The 14,329-nt window shown below is 72.1% G+C and carries 11 protein-coding genes; 9 read left to right on the top strand and 2 right to left on the bottom strand.

What is annotated here, in order from left to right:
* The first annotated feature begins 112 nt into the window (after window positions 1-112).
* Window positions 113-1,195, top strand: a complete 1,083-nt coding sequence (gene lptF, locus VFQ84_RS01095) for an LPS export ABC transporter permease LptF (protein WP_325128322.1) — start codon at window positions 113-115, stop codon at window positions 1,193-1,195.
* The gene (gene lptG, locus VFQ84_RS01090) at window positions 1,192-2,289 is read left to right on the top strand and encodes an LPS export ABC transporter permease LptG (protein WP_325128318.1); all 1,098 of its coding nucleotides are present in this window, start codon (window positions 1,192-1,194) and stop codon (window positions 2,287-2,289) included. Before lptF ends, lptG begins: the two co-directional genes overlap by 4 nt.
* A gap of 3 nt (window positions 2,290-2,292) precedes the next feature.
* On the opposite strand, the gene VFQ84_RS01085 is transcribed toward lptG, so the two are convergent.
* Complete coding sequence (locus VFQ84_RS01085) at window positions 2,293-2,739, bottom strand: RDD family protein (RefSeq protein WP_325128316.1); 447 nt, start codon at window positions 2,737-2,739, stop codon at window positions 2,293-2,295.
* A gap of 48 nt (window positions 2,740-2,787) precedes the next feature.
* Between VFQ84_RS01085 and xerD the strand changes: the two genes are divergently transcribed.
* The 4 genes from xerD (at window position 2,788) to VFQ84_RS01065 (ending at window position 9,769) form a co-directional block, all read left to right on the top strand.
* A complete protein-coding gene (xerD, locus tag VFQ84_RS01080) occupies window positions 2,788-3,741 on the top strand; it encodes a site-specific tyrosine recombinase XerD (RefSeq protein ID WP_325128314.1) in 954 nt (317 codons plus the stop codon).
* Between the two features lie 82 nt (window positions 3,742-3,823).
* Complete coding sequence (locus VFQ84_RS01075; protein WP_325128311.1) at window positions 3,824-4,639, top strand: thioredoxin fold domain-containing protein; 816 nt, start codon at window positions 3,824-3,826, stop codon at window positions 4,637-4,639.
* 82 nt (window positions 4,640-4,721) lie between these two features.
* Window positions 4,722-8,576 (top strand): phosphoribosylformylglycinamidine synthase, encoded by a 3,855-nt coding sequence (gene purL, locus VFQ84_RS01070; RefSeq protein WP_325128309.1) that lies wholly within the window; start codon window positions 4,722-4,724, stop codon window positions 8,574-8,576.
* Between the two features lie 83 nt (window positions 8,577-8,659).
* Window positions 8,660-9,769 (top strand): hypothetical protein, encoded by a 1,110-nt coding sequence (locus VFQ84_RS01065; RefSeq protein WP_325128307.1) that lies wholly within the window; start codon window positions 8,660-8,662, stop codon window positions 9,767-9,769.
* A 64-nt stretch (window positions 9,770-9,833) separates the two neighbouring features.
* Here VFQ84_RS01065 and ahr read toward each other — a convergent pair whose 3' ends face one another.
* Window positions 9,834-10,850 carry an NADPH-dependent aldehyde reductase Ahr gene (gene ahr / locus VFQ84_RS01060; RefSeq protein ID WP_325128304.1) on the bottom strand — a complete coding sequence of 339 codons (1,017 nt, stop codon included), beginning with the start codon at window positions 10,848-10,850 and terminating at the stop codon, window positions 9,834-9,836.
* 145 nt (window positions 10,851-10,995) lie between these two features.
* Here ahr and gspE point away from each other — a divergent pair, with 145 nt between their 5' ends.
* Genes gspE through gspG form a run of 3 tightly spaced genes read left to right on the top strand, consistent with a single transcriptional unit; the run spans window position 10,996 to window position 14,329 of the window.
* Window positions 10,996-12,684 (top strand): type II secretion system ATPase GspE, encoded by a 1,689-nt coding sequence (gene gspE, locus VFQ84_RS01055; protein ID WP_325128303.1) that lies wholly within the window; start codon window positions 10,996-10,998, stop codon window positions 12,682-12,684.
* 4 nt (window positions 12,685-12,688) lie between these two features.
* Complete coding sequence (locus VFQ84_RS01050) at window positions 12,689-13,900, top strand: type II secretion system F family protein (RefSeq protein ID WP_325128301.1); 1,212 nt, start codon at window positions 12,689-12,691, stop codon at window positions 13,898-13,900.
* Window positions 13,901-13,912: 12 nt separating this feature from the next.
* Window positions 13,913-14,329 (top strand): type II secretion system major pseudopilin GspG, encoded by a 417-nt coding sequence (gene gspG, locus VFQ84_RS01045; RefSeq protein ID WP_325128299.1) that lies wholly within the window; start codon window positions 13,913-13,915, stop codon window positions 14,327-14,329.

The following is a 14,329-nucleotide window of genomic DNA, read 5'->3' as shown; positions in this document are numbered from 1 at the left end:
AATCGAAAGGGTTTCGGGGGCAGGCTGGCCGATTGTGGCGAGCCGCCGTGATGACCCCGCGATTCTAGCAACTCAGCCCCACGCCCACCCCCGCCCGGCCAGGACGCCCCATTTGCTGCTGATCGAACGCTACCTGCTGCGCCAGTTCGCCCTCAGCGTGGCCGCCGTGGCGGCCGTGCTGCTGCTGGTCGGCCTGGGCGGCCTGCTGGTGGACCTGATGGCCGAGATCGCGCGCGGCAAGGTGCCGGCGGCGCTGCTGCTGTCGCAGCTGGGCCTGCGCTCGATCCAGGTGCTGCCCCTGCTGATGCCGCTGGCCCTGTTCGTCGGCCTGCTGCTGGCCGTCGGGCGGCTGTACGGCGACAGCGAGATGGCCGTGCTGACCTCGGTGGGCCTGGGGCCGCGACAGCTCTGGCGGCCGCTGCTGCTGGTGACCCTGCCGGTGGTCGCCATCGTGGCGGTGTCGTCGCTGTGGCTGGCGCCGTCGGGCGCGCGCATCGCCCGCGACATGATCGAGACCGCCAACCGCAGTTTCCTGGTCGCGGGGCTGGAGGCGGGTCGCTTCCTCGAGCTGCCGGGCCGCGCCGGCATCCTCTATGTCGGCGAACTCAGCCCGGACGGCACCCGTTTCGGCCAGCTGTTCGTGCAGTCCGAGCGCGACGGCCGCCTGGACGTGATCACCGCCCGTGACGGCGAGATCTTCTTCGACGAGGAAACCGGCCGGTTCCTGCGGCTGCGCGACGGCTTCCGGGTCGAGGGCACGCCGGCCTCGAAGGATTTCCGGCTGATGCGCTTCAACCAGAACGAGCTGCGCATCCCGGACCGCGAGGTCGAGGCCGAGGCCGATGCGCTGGAAGCGCGGTCGACCCGGGTGCTGCTGGCACAGACCGACCCCGCCGCCCGGGCCGAGCTGCACTGGCGCCTGGCCACGCCCTTGCTGACGCTGGCGCTCGGCTTCCTGGCGCTGCCGCTGGGCCGCGGCGAGCCGCGCCAGGCGCGCTACGGCCGGATGCTCGCGGCGCTGCTGATCTACGTCAACGCCATGGTCCTGCTGGTGCTGGGCAAGGGCTGGCTGGCGCTCGGCACCGTGCCGGCCTGGGCCGGACTGTGGTGGCTGCTGGTGCCGGTGGGCCTGCTGACCGCGTGGCTGTTCCACGTCGACGGCCGCCTGCGCCGCCCGCGCGCGGTGGCGGCATGAACCTGCGCCCGCGCATCGTCGACCTGTACCTGGCGCGCACCGTGCTGCTGACGGCGCTGGCGACCTGGGCGGTGCTGCTGGGCTTCGACCTGATCTCCGCCTTCGTCAACGAACTCGACGAGATCGGCGAGGGCGGCTACACCCTCAGCCACGCCGTGCTGTACACCGCCTACACGGTGCCGCGCCGCATGTACGAGCTGTTCCCGACGACCGCGCTGATTGGCTGCGTGCTGGGGCTGGGCGGCCTGTCGGCGCGTTCCGAGCTCACCGCGATGCGTTCGGCCGGCATGTCGCGCCTGCGCATCGGCCTCGGGGCGCTGCTGTCGCTGGGCCTGCTGGCGGCGCTGATGATGGTCAACGCCGAGACCATCGCGCCGCGCGGCGAACAGAGCGCGCAGGCGGTGGTGAACGCCGCCAAGTCCGGCGACATGATCGTCGCCCGCGTCTCCGGCGTGTGGCTGCGCGAGGGCAACGTCTACCTCAACGCCCGCAACGGCGTGCGCCGCGAGACCGATGCCGGTGCCTGGACCGAGCTGCAGGGCGTGCGCCTGTTCGAATTCGACGACGAAGGCCGGCTGCTGTCGCTGGCCGAGGCGCGCGTGGCCGAGCATCGCGAGGACGGCTGGCGCCTGCGCGACGTCCAGCGCGCGCGCTTCACCGGGCGCGCGGTGGCCAGCGAAACCGTCGCCGAGGAGCGCTGGGACACTGCGATCGACGCCGAGGCGCTGGCCTCGGCCGCCAAGCGGCCGCGCTACCTCAGCGCCAGCGAACTGCAGCGCAACATCGAATACCTCGAGCGCAACGGCCTCGATGCCAAGGCCTTCCGCAACGTCTACTGGGGCCGCTGGTTCTACCCCGTGAACGTGGTGGTGCTGTGCCTGGCGGCGCTGCCGTTCGCGTTCGGCTCGCTGCGCTCGGGCGGCTTCGGCAAGCGCCTGTTCATCGCCATCGTCATCGGCGTCGGCTACCTGCTGGCGCAGCGCCTGGCGGTGAGCCTGTCCGACGTCTACGGCTTCGATGCGCGCCTGGCCTACCTGCTGCCGCCGCTGGCGCTGCTGGGCCTGTGCTGGGGGCTGTTCGCCCGCCGCGAGTAGCGCTCAGCGCGGCAGCCGCACCAGCACCGTGCCGCTGGCCAGGTCGTGCCAGGTGCGGCGGTCGCGGTCCACCAGCGACCACAGGAAGCCCAGCCCGCCGGCCGCCAGCGACAGCACGGCCACCGCGTAGCGCAGCCAGAGCGCCCGCGCCGGCGCCAGGCGCCCGTCGGTGCCGACCACCTTCAGCCGCCAGGGCCGCATGCCCAGCGTCTGCCCGATGCCGCGCCACGACAGCACCGCGTACAGGCCGCTGATGCCGGCGCAGGCCAGCCACAGCACGAACTGGCCCGGGCTCCAGGGCGCGAACGCGGCGTGCCCCGGCGTGATCACCAGCGCCAGGCCGCTGACGGCGAACCAGAGCGCGATGTTGGGCAGCGCGTCGTAGACCAGCGCCAGCAGGCGCCAGCCCAGGTGGGCGGGAATGGCAGGGGACGGGGAGGCTTCGGACATCCGCGAAGGATAGCGGAGGCCGCGGCCGCGCTGGGCTATCCTGCCGCCATGTCCCCGTCGCGCCCCGCCGATCGCCGTGCCCGCGCCCAGGCGCTGCCTCCGGCGGCGCCGCAGGACGAGCGCGCCATCGGCGGCTTCCTGGACCGCGCCTGGGCCGAATCGGGCCTGTCCCGGCTGACGCTCGACAGCTACCGGCGCGACCTGGAGGGGCTGGCGCGCTGGCTCGCCACCCGCGGCCGCGACCTCGCCGGCGTCGATCGCGAAGTGCTGTTCGACTATCTTTCCCGCCGCACCACCGAAGGCTACGCGGCGCGCAGCAACGCCCGCCTGCTGTCGGCCCTGCGCGCCTTCTTCGGCCAGCAGGTCCGGCTGGGCCTGCGCGACAGCGACCCGACCGCGCGCCTGGACCCGCCCAAGCTGGGCCGGTCCCTGCCCAAGGCGCTCTCGGAGAGCGACGTCGAGGCGCTGATGGCGGCGCCCGACCTCGCCGTCCCGGCCGGCCTGCGCGACCGCGCCATGGTCGAGCTGATGTACGCCACCGGCCTGCGCGTGAGCGAGCTGGTGAACCTGCCCGCCACCGCCGTGAACCTGCGCCAGGGCGTGGTGCGGGTCATGGGCAAGGGCAGCAAGGAGCGCCTGGTGCCGATGGGCGAGGAGGCCCAGCACTGGCTGGAGCGCTACCTCGCCGAGGCGCGGCCGGCGCTGGCGGGCGGCCGGGCGGCGGTGCCGCTGTTCCTCGGGCGCGCCGGCCAGGCCCTGAGCCGCCAGCAGTTCTGGAACGTGGTCAAGCGCCTGGCCGCCGTGGCCGGCGTCGACCCGGCCAAGGTCAGCCCGCACGGCCTGCGCCACAGCTTCGCCACCCACCTGCTCAACCACGGCGCCGACCTGAGGGCGCTGCAGATGCTGCTGGGCCACAGCTCGCTGTCCACCACCCAGATCTACACGCTGGTGGCCCGTGAAGGCCTCAAGCGCCTGCACCAGCAGCACCACCCCCGTGCCTGAGCCGGCGGCGACCGTGCCACAATCGCCGAACTTTCCGCCCCGGCCGCGGTCGGAACCGCATCGACACCGAAGGACGCCCCGAATGATCCGCCGCACCCTGCCCGTCGCCCTCCTGGTCAGCCTGACCGCCTGTGCCGCCGAACCGCCGTCGGCGCCCGCCACCGCCACGCCGGCCGCGCCGGTCGCGGCGGCCGCCTCGGCCTCCGCGCCCGCGGCCCCCGCCGGCGTCGAACAGGTCGTCCGTGCCGCCCTGGCCGAGCTGGCCCCCGGCGCCGAGGTCGGCAAGGTGTCCGCCTCGCCCATCCCCGGTTTCCAGGAAGTGCCGCTGGAGGGCCGCGTCATCTACGTCTCCAACGACGGCAAGTACCTGATCCAGGGCACCCTGTTCGACATCGCCGCGCGCGAAAGCCTGACCTCCGCCAGCGAATCGGTGCTGCGCAAGGACCTGCTGGCGACCGTGGGCGAGGACCGCAAGATCACCTTCGCCGCGGCCCAGCCCAAGTACACGATCACCGTGTTCACCGACATCGACTGCGGCTACTGCCAGCGCATGCACCAGCAGATCGCCGAGTACAACCGCCTGGGCATCACCGTCGACTACCTGTTCTACCCGCGCGGCGGCATCGGCTCGGAGTCCTTCGACAAGGCCGTCGCGGTCTGGTGCGCGCCCGACCGCAACGAGGCCCTGACCGCCGCCAAGGCCGGCCGGGTCCCGCCCAAGGGCGACTGCACCAACCCGGTGACCATGGACTACGACCTGGGCCGGCGGATCGGCCTGGACGGCACCCCGGCCATCTACACCCGCGACGGCGTCCAGCTGGGCGGCTACCTGGAGCCCGCCGCCATGCTGGCCAGGCTCGACGAACTGGCCGCCAAGGCCGCCAAGGCCGCCAGGTAGGACCGGCCGGGCAGGCAGGCCGGGCCGCGGGCCCGGTCTTGCTCTACAATACGGCGCTCGTTTCCCACGGAATTGTGCGGACATGATCGTCCTCGAGGGCCTGCCGGCCCTGTCGCCCTTTCGGCGCGACCGTCTTCAGAACCGCCTGCAGCAGATCGTCGACGGCCTCCGGGTCACCGGGGCCTGGCATGTCTACTTCGTCGAACCCGAATCCGGCGCCTCGCCGGACCTCGGCGCGCTCGGCCGCATCCTCGAGGGCTGCACCGGCCGCGAACCGCTCGCCGACGGCGCCGCGTCCCGTTTCGTGGTGCCGCGCCTGGGCACGCTGTCGCCGTGGTCGAGCAAGGCCACCGAGATCGTCCAGGGCGCCGGCCTGGCGGTGAAGCGGGTCGAGCGCGGCCTGCGCCTGGACCTGGCCGGCCTGCCGCCCGCCGGCGACCCGCGCTGGCCCAAGCTGGCGCGCGCGCTGCACGACCCGATGACGCAGTCGCTGCTGGCCACCCGCGAGGACGCCGCCAGGCTGTTCGTCCAGCTGGCCCCGGGCGCGCTCGAGCGCATCCCCGCCGCCACCCTGGCCGAGGCCAACCTGCGCCTGGGCCTGGCGCTGTCGCCCGACGAGATCGAGTACCTGCAGGCGCGCTACGCCGAGCTGGGCCGCGACCCGTCCGACGCCGAACTGATGATGTTCGCGCAGGCCAACTCCGAGCACTGCCGGCACAAGATCTTCAACGCCGACTGGACCGTCGACGGCGAGCCGCAGCCGCTGTCGCTGTTCCGCATGATCAAGAACACGCATGCGAAGTCGCCGCAGTTCACGCTCAGCGCCTACAAGGACAACGCCGCGGTGGTCGAGGGCCATCCGGCCGCGCGCTTCCGCGCCGAGCCCGACACCGGCGAATACGGCCACGGCGCGCCGCTGGATTCGGCCTTCTGCATCAAGGTGGAAACCCACAACCACCCGACCGCGATCTCGCCCTTCCCGGGCGCCGCCACCGGCTCCGGTGGCGAGATCCGCGACGAGGGCGCCACCGGCCGCGGCGGCAAGCCCAAGGCCGGGCTCACCGGGTTCTCGGTCTCGCACCTGCGCATCCCCACGCTGCCGCGCCCCTGGGAAGCCGAGCGCCCGCTGAACCCGCGCATGGCCACCGCGCTCGAGATCATGACCGACGGTCCGATCGGCGCCGCCGCGTTCAACAATGAATTCGGCCGTCCGGCGCTGACCGGCTACTTCCGCAGCTTCGAGCAGCCCACCGACCAGCCGGGCCTGACCCGCGCCTACGACAAGCCGATCATGCTGGCCGGCGGCCTCGGCGCGATCGACCGCAGCCAGGTCAAGAAGCTCGACCTGCGCCCCGGCGACGCCGTGGTGGTGCTGGGCGGCCCGGCCATGCTGATCGGCCTGGGTGGCGGCGCGGCCTCTTCGGTCGATGCCGGCCAGAGTTCGGAAGACCTCGACTTCGCCTCGGTGCAGCGCGACAACCCCGAGATGCAGCGCCGCTGCCAGGAAGTGATCGACCGCTGCTTCGCCCAGGGCGAGCGCAACCCGATCCTGACCGCGCACGACGTCGGCGCCGGCGGCCTGTCGAACGCGATTCCCGAGCTGCTGCACGACTCCAGCGTCGGCGGCGTGATCGAGATGGCCCGCATCCCCAGCGACGATCCCTCGCTGTCGCCGATGCAGCTGTGGTCGAACGAGGCCCAGGAGCGCTACGTGCTCGGCGTCGCCGCCGACCGCATCGCCGACTTCGAGGCGATCTGCCGGCGCGAGCGCGCCGTGTTCGCGGTGGTCGGCTTCGCCACCGCCGAAGAGCGCCTGGTGCTCAAGGCGCCCGACGGCAGCCAGCCGATCGACCTGCCGATGGACGTGCTGTTCGGCAATTCGCCGCGCATGCACCGCGACACCCAGCGCCCGTCGGCCACCCGCTGGCCGCGCCTGGACGTGGCCAAGCTGGAGCTGCGCGAGGCGGGCCTGCGGGTGATGGCGCATCCCACCGTCGCCGCCAAGAACTTCCTGGTCACCATCGGCGACCGCAGCGTCGGCGGCCTGTGCTCGCGCGACCAGATGGTCGGGCCGTGGCAGCTGCCGCTGGCCGACGTCGCGGTCACGCTGACCGGTTTCAACACCGTCGCCGGCGAAGCCATGGCGATCGGCGAGCGCACCCCGCTGGCCCTGATCGACGCCGCCGCCTCGGCGCGCATGGCGGTCGGCGAAGCCATCACCAACCTGGCCGCGGCCGGCGTGGCCTCGCTGTCGGAAGTGAAGCTGTCGGCCAACTGGATGGCCGCCGCCTCGTTCCCGGGCGAGGATGCGCTGCTGTTCGACGCGGTCAGGGCCGTGGGCATGGAACTGTGCCCCGAGCTCGACATCGCCATCCCGGTCGGCAAGGACTCGCTGTCGATGCAGGCGCAGTGGCAGGCGCCCGAAGGCCCGCAGAAGTCGGTGTCGCCGGTGTCGCTGGTGATCACCGCCTTCGCGCGCGTGGCCGACGCCGGCCAGACCCTGGTGCCGGTGCTCGACCGCAGCGGTGAGTCCGAGCTGTGGCTGATCGGCCTGGGCGCCGGCGCGCGGCGCATGGGCGGCTCGATCCTGGCCCAGGTGCATTCGGCCTTCGGCGGCGCCAGTCCGGACCTGGACGAGCCCGAGCGGCTGCGCGATTTCTTCGCGCTGGTCCAGGCTGCGCGGGCCGACGGCCTGCTGCTGGCCTACCACGACCGCTCCGATGGCGGCGCGTTCGCGGCCCTGTGCGAAATGGCCTTCGCCAGCCACTGCGGCCTCGAGATCAACCTCGAAGGCTGGGGCGAGGATCCGTTCACCACCCTGTTCAACGAAGAGCTGGGCGCGGTGGTGCAGGTCGCCGCGGAAGACCGCGTGGCCTTCGCCGACCTGGTCAACCGCCACCAGCTGACCCACTGCGCCCAGCGCATCGGCCGCCCGACCTCGGTGCCGGTGGTGCGCGTCAGCGACGGCGCGCAGGTGCTGGCCGAGTGGAGCTGGCAGGAGCTGTTCGGCGCCTGGTGGGAAGTGACCCACGCCATCCAGGCCTTGCGCGACGATCCCGCCGGCGCCGACGAAGAGCGCGCCGCGCGGCTTGATTTCGCCGACCCCGGCCTGTCGGCGAAGCTCTCGTTCGATCCGGCCGAGGACATCGCCGCGCCCTGGATCCACACCGGCGTGCGCCCGCGCGTGGCGATCCTGCGCGAGCAGGGCGTCAACGGCCAGGTGGAAATGGCGGCGGCGTTCGACCGCGCCGGCTTCACCGCCGTCGACGTGCACATGTCCGACCTGATCGCCGGCCGGCTGCGGCTCGACACCTTCAAGGGCCTGGCCGCCTGCGGCGGCTTCAGCTACGGCGACGTGCTGGGCGCGGGCCGCGGCTGGGCCACCTCGATCCTGGAGCGGCCGGACCTGCGCGAGCAGTTCGCGCGCTTCTTCGAGCGCGCCGACAGCTTCAGCCTGGGCGTCTGCAACGGCTGCCAGATGCTGGCCCAGCTCAAGGGCCTGGTGCCCGGCGCCGAGCACTGGCCGCGCTTCCTGCGCAACCGCAGCGAGCAGTACGAAGCCCGGCTGGCGCAGGTGCAGGTGGAGGAATCGCCGTCGATCCTGTTCGCCGGCATGGCCGGCTCCCGGATCCCGGTGGTGGTGGCGCACGGCGAGGGCCAGGCGCGCTTCGATGCGCCGGGCGATGCCGACCAGGCGCGGGTGGCGCTGCGATTCGTCGACGGCCAGGGCCAGGCGACCGAAGCCTATCCGGCCAACCCGAACGGTTCGCCGGCCGGCATCACCGGCCTGACCAGCCGCGACGGCCGGGCCACGCTGATGATGCCGCACCCCGAGCGCGTCTTCCGCACCCTGCAGATGAGCTGGCATCCGGCCGGCTGGGGCGAGGACTCGCCCTGGCTGCGGATCTTCCGGAACGCCCGCGCCTGGGTAGACTGATCCGGCGGCCTGCGGGGCATGGCCGCTCCGGCGGCCGTGCCGCGTGTGGTGTGCTGTCATTCCCCTCAACCAGGAGCAGGTCCGTGGTCAAAGTGATGTCGAGCAGTCTCCCCTCCGCGGTGGCGCTGGTTTGCCTCGGCCTCGCGGCCATCGCGCCCTCGCCGGGCCAGGCCAAGCGGGTCGAGGCCCCGGCCCAGGCCGCCACCGCCTCGTCCCTGTCGCCCGCCCGGCGCGACGCGCTGGCGCGCGACTTCGTCCGCAAGTGGGGGCCCTACGTCGAAGAGGTCTACGGCGTGTCCGCGCAGGCCTGGGCCGAGCGGATGGGGTCCACCTTCGCGCACGCCGATCCCGACAACCTGCGCGAGGCCCTGCGGCGCACGACGTACGAAGGCGCCTCGGCCGTGCTCAGTGGCACCGGGTCGCGCTTGTCGGACGAGCAGGTGATCGATTCCATGGCCCGGGCGAAGCTGGCCCCGGTCGCGCTGTCGGCGGACGACGTGACGCTGGCGCTGGGCTCGGCGGCGTCGGACCTGGTGTACACGCCGGTGACGCCCTGCCGCATCCTCGACACCCGCGTGTCGGGTGGCGCGATCGCCGGCACCTTCAGCCGCGACTTCAACGCCGTGGTCGGCGCCGGCGGCAACTTCAGCAGCCAGGGCGGCAGCGCCACCGATTGCGGCATGGTGGCGGCCGGCCAGGCGGCGGTGGTGGTCAACCTCACCGTGGTCACGCCGGCGGGCGCCGGCTTCGCCACGGCCTATCCCTTCGGTACCGCGCGTCCGCTGGCGTCGAGCGTGAACTACACCGCCGGGTCGATCGTCAACAATTCGATCGTGGTGAAGCTGCCGTCGCCGCTGACCAGCCAGGATTTCTCCGTCTACACCTTCGCCACCGCGGACTTCGTGGCCGATGTCGTCGGCTACTACGCCGCGCCGATGGCCACCGCGCTGCAGTGCACCCGGCAGTTCGGCAATTTCGTCAGCGTCCCGGCCAACACCTACGGCTTCGGCGTGTCGGCGACCTGCCCGTCGGGCTACACCGCGACCGGGCTGGGCATCGAGGCGGCGGCGAACGTGGTGATGGCCGACTCCGCGATCAACTCGTCCGGCGGCACCATCTTCACCTACAACCTCGGCGGCACCGCCCAGTCCACCCGCGCCTGGGCGCAGTGCTGCCGGGTGCCGGGGCGCTGACCACGGCCAGGCGGCCGGCGGCCCGTGGAAAAGCCGGCGCAAGCCGGCTTTTTCCTTGGCGGGCTCAGCGGAAGTCGGCGTCGAGCACGATGCGATAGCGCGCCTTGCCGGCGCGCAGGTGGTCCAGCGCTTCGTTCACGCGGCTCATCGGGAAATGCTCGGTCTTGGGCAGCACGCCATGGCGGGCGGCGAAGCCGAGCATCGTGTCGATCGCCGCGCGCGAGCCGGTGGGCGAGCCCGAGATCGACTTCTGGCCCATGATCAGCGAGAACGCCGGCACCGGGATCGGCTCGAGCACCGCGCCGACCACGTGCAGGCGTCCCTCGGGCGCCAGGGCCGCCAGCAGGCCGTCCCAGTCCAGCGACACGTTCACGGTGTCGATGATCAGGTCGAACTGGCCGGCCAGCTGGGCCAGCGCCTCGGCGTCGCCGGTGGACACGACACGGTGGGCGCCGAACGCGCGCGCTTCCTCGGCCTTGGACGCGCTGGTGGTGAAGGCCGTGACCTCGCAGCCCCAGGCCTTGCAGAACTTCAGCGCCAGGTGGCCCAGGCCGCCGATGCCGACCACGCCGACCCGCGCCGTCGGCGCGATCTTGAGCTCGCGCAGCGGCGCGAACACCGTGATGCCGCCGCACAGCAGCGGGCCGGCCTCGCGCGGGTCCAGCCCGGCCGGCAGCGGCATGACCCACACCCAGTGGGCGCGCACCCGGTCGGCGAAGGCGCCGTGGCGGCCGGCCAGGGTCGGCTGCACCGACACGCACAGGTTGTGGCGTCCGGCCAGGCACTGTTCGCAATGCAGGCAGCTGCGCGCGTTCCAGCCCAGGCCCACGCGCTGGCCCAGCACCACGCCCTTGGCCTGCGGGCCCAGGGCCACCACGCGGCCGACGGCCTCATGGCCGGGCACGAACGGGTACTGGGTGAAGCCCCACTCGTTGTCGAGCAGGGACAGGTCGGAGTGGCAGATGCCGCAGTGTTCGACCGCGATCTCGACGTCTTCCGGGCCCAGCGGGCCGGGGTCGTACTCGAAGGCTTGCAGGGCGGCGCCGGCGGTGGGCGCGGCCCAGGCTCGGATCTTGGTCATGGCGGTGGCCTCCTTGGATGAACGGAATCAGGCCCGCCAAGATAGCCCCTCGGCCGTGACGGTAGCGCCGGCGAGCGCCGTGACCTGCTAAATTCCGGGGGTCGTCCTGCGTGGAGCCGCCGTGGCCTCGGTCGTGAAAGAAACCATGGAAACCGCCGACAGCCGCATCGCCGCGGCGCTGTCCGCGCGCGGCCGGCTCAAGGAAGCGGACCTGGCGCGCGCCCAGCGCCTGCAGGCCGAGGCCGGCGGTTCGCTGGCGGCGCTGCTGGTGCGGCTGGGCATGGTGTCCGAGCGCGACATGGCCGAGGCCGCCGCCGAGGTGATGGACCTGCCGCTGCTGGCGGCCAAGGACTGCCCCGACGCGCCGCCCCCGGGCGTGGCGCTGTCGCTGCGCTTCCTCAAGCAGCTGGCCGTGTGCCCGGTGGGCGAGGGCGAGGATTACGTCGAGCTGCTGGTGGCCGATCCCCAGGATCCGTATGCCGCCGAGGCCGTGGCCCTGGCCACCGGCCGCGGCGTGCGGGTGAAGGTGGGCCTGCGCGCCGAGATCGCCGACCTGGTCGAGCGCTACTACGGCTCCGGCCGGTCGGCCATGGGCACCATCGTCGAGAACCTGGGCGACGAGTCCGGTGGCGACGAGGCCGACGTCGAACAGCTGCGCGACCTGGCGTCGGAAGCCCCGGTCATCCGGCTGGTGAACCTGGTCATCCAGCGCGCCGTCGAACTGCGTGCCTCCGACATCCACATCGAGCCCTTCGAGAACCGCCTGAAGGTGCGCTACCGCGTCGACGGCGTGCTGGAGGAATCCGAATCGCCGCCGGCCAACCTCACCGCGGCGGTGATCTCGCGCATCAAGATCATGGCCAAGCTCAACATCGCCGAGCGCCGGCTGCCGCAGGACGGCCGCATCATGGTGCGGGTGCAGGGCAAGGAGCTGGACCTGCGCGTGAGCACCGTGCCCACCGCGCACGGCGAGAGCGTGGTGATGCGACTGCTCGACCGCGAATCGGTCGTGCTCGACTTCAAGGCGCTGGGCTTCACCGATGAATTCCTCGGCCAGTTCGTGAAGGTGCTCGAGCAGCCGCACGGCATCCTGCTGGTCACCGGCCCGACCGGCTCGGGCAAGACCACCACGCTGTACGCCGCGCTCAGCCAGCTCAACACGCCCGACGTCAAGATCATCACCGTCGAGGACCCGGTCGAATACCAGATCGAGGGCATCAACCAGATCCAGGCCAAGCCGCAGATCGGCCTGGACTTCGCCCACGCGCTGCGCAGCATCGTCCGCCAGGACCCCGACATCATCATGATCGGCGAGATGCGCGACCTGGAAACCTCGCGCATCGCGATCCAGTCGGCGCTCACCGGCCACCTGGTGCTCAGCACCCTGCACACCAACAACGCCGCCGGCGGCATCACCCGCATGATGGACATGGGCGTGGAGGACTACCTGCTCACGTCCACGGTCAACGGCATCCTGGCCCAGCGCCTGGTGCGCCGGATCGAGCCCACCCACGCCGAACGCTACGAGGCGCTGCCGGAAGTGGTGGAGGAGTTCGGCCTGCGCCGCTTCCAGCCCGAGGGCACGATCTACCTGTATCGGCCGAAGCCTTCGGCGCTGACGCCGACCGGCTACCTCGGCCGCACCACCATCATGGAATTCCTGGTGATGGACGACAGCCTGCGCCGGCTGGTGATGCAGCACGCGGGCATGGGCGAACTCGAGGAAGCGGCGCGCGCGCGCGGCATGCGCACCATGTACGAGGACGGCCTGGTCAAGGCCATGCAGGGCCTGACCACCATCGAGGAAGTCCTGCGCGTGACGCAGGACGCCTAGGCCGATGGCGCTGTTCCGCTACAAGGCGCTGTCGACCGCCGGCGAAAGCCTCGACGGCCAGATGGAGGCCGCCAGCGCCGAGGAAGTGATCGCGCGCCTGCAGGACCAGGGCCACCTGCCGGTGGAGGCGCGACGCGCCGACCAGGGCGGCGGCGACGGCCTGGGCGCGCTGCTCAAGCGCAAGGAGTTCGGCGACCCGCAGGTGCTGCAGTTCACCCAGCAGCTGGCGACCCTGCTCGGCGCCGGGCAGCCGCTGGACCGCGCGCTCGGCATCCTGCTGGAGCTGCCCGACACGCCCGAGGCGCGACGCGTGGTCGAGCGCGTGCGCGAGTCGGTGCGCGGCGGCACGCCGCTGTCGACCGCGCTCGAACAGCAGCACGGCCTGTTCTCCCGCCTGTACGTGAACCTGGTGCGGGCCGGCGAGGCCGGCGGCAACCTGCACGAGAGCCTGCGCCGGCTGGCCGACTATCTCGAGCGCAGCGCGGTGCTGCGCGCCCGCGTGCTCAACGCGATGATCTACCCGGCCATCCTCACGGTGCTGGTGTTCGCCTCCATCACCTTCCTGATGGCCTTCGTGGTGCCGCAGTTCCAGGCCCTGTTCGAGAGCATGAACGCCGACCTGCCCTGGTATTCGCTGGCGGTGCTCAAGACCAGCCTGTTCATCCGAAGCTGGTGGTGGGCGCTGCTGGTGCTCGCGCTGGGCGGGGCGGCCTGGGCCGCGTTCAGGTTCAACGACCCGGCGGTGCGCCGCGCCATCGACGCACGGTTGCTGCGGTACCGGTTCCCGGGCGACCTGGTCGCCAAGCTCGACACCGCGCGGCTGGCGCGCACCCTGGGCACCCTGGTGCGCAACGGCGTGCCGCTGCTGGGGGCCCTGAACCTGTCGCGCCCGGTGCTGTCCAACCGCGTGCTGGCCGAGGCCGTGGAAGCCGCGGCCGAGGAGGTCAAGACCGGCAGCGGCCTGGGCTATGCGCTGGGGCGGCAGAAGGTGTTCCCGCGGCTGGCGGTGCACATGATCCAGGTCGGCGAGGAGTCGGGCGAGCTCGATGCCATGCTGCTCAAGGCCGCCGACACCTTCGACCAGGAAACCGCGAACGCGCTCGACCGCCTGCTGGCGGCGCTGGTGCCGGCACTCACCGTGCTGATGACACTCGTGGTCGGCGCCATCATGCTGTCGGTGCTGCTGCCGATCTACGACCTCACCAATTCCATCTGACAGGACCCCGAGATGCGACGACTGCCTGCTTCCCCCCGACACGCCCGCGGCATGAGCCTGATCGAACTGATGATCGTCATCGTCCTGATCGGCTCGGTGCTGGCCCTGATCACCAGCCGCATCATGGGCGGCCAGGACCGCGCCAACGTGCGCATCGCCGAGACCCAGCTGGTGACGCTGGCCGGCAAGATCGACCAGTTCCGCATGGACACCGGCAAGCTGCCCGACTCCCTGGACCAGCTGGTCACGTCCACCGGCGCCACCAACTGGCTGGGTCCCTACGCCCGCGCCGAAGAGCTCAAGGACCCGTGGGGCACCGCGATCGAGTTCAAGCGCCCGGGCGCCAACGGTCCGTTCGAACTGGTCAGCCTGGGCGCCGACGCGCAGGCCGGCGGCGACAGCGTCAACCAGGACATCCGCCGGCCCTGA

This window comes from Arenimonas sp. (genome assembly GCF_035721105.1).
Taxonomy (GTDB): Bacteria; Pseudomonadota; Gammaproteobacteria; order Xanthomonadales; family Xanthomonadaceae; genus Arenimonas.
This window is presented reverse-complemented; position numbering and strand designations above follow the sequence as displayed.

Coding starts and splice junctions, on each gene's coding strand:
- lptG (WP_325128318.1), top strand. CDS start 1,192: ATGAACCTGCGCCCGCGCATCGTCGACCTGTACCTGGCGCGCACCGTG.
- VFQ84_RS01085 (WP_325128316.1), bottom strand. CDS start 2,739: ATGTCCGAAGCCTCCCCGTCCCCTGCCATTCCCGCCCACCTGGGCTGG.
- xerD (WP_325128314.1), top strand. CDS start 2,788: ATGTCCCCGTCGCGCCCCGCCGATCGCCGTGCCCGCGCCCAGGCGCTG.
- VFQ84_RS01075 (WP_325128311.1), top strand. CDS start 3,824: ATGATCCGCCGCACCCTGCCCGTCGCCCTCCTGGTCAGCCTGACCGCC.
- purL (WP_325128309.1), top strand. CDS start 4,722: ATGATCGTCCTCGAGGGCCTGCCGGCCCTGTCGCCCTTTCGGCGCGAC.
- ahr (WP_325128304.1), bottom strand. CDS start 10,850: ATGACCAAGATCCGAGCCTGGGCCGCGCCCACCGCCGGCGCCGCCCTG.
- gspE (WP_325128303.1), top strand. CDS start 10,996: ATGGAAACCGCCGACAGCCGCATCGCCGCGGCGCTGTCCGCGCGCGGC.
- VFQ84_RS01050 (WP_325128301.1), top strand. CDS start 12,689: ATGGCGCTGTTCCGCTACAAGGCGCTGTCGACCGCCGGCGAAAGCCTC.
- gspG (WP_325128299.1), top strand. CDS start 13,913: ATGCGACGACTGCCTGCTTCCCCCCGACACGCCCGCGGCATGAGCCTG.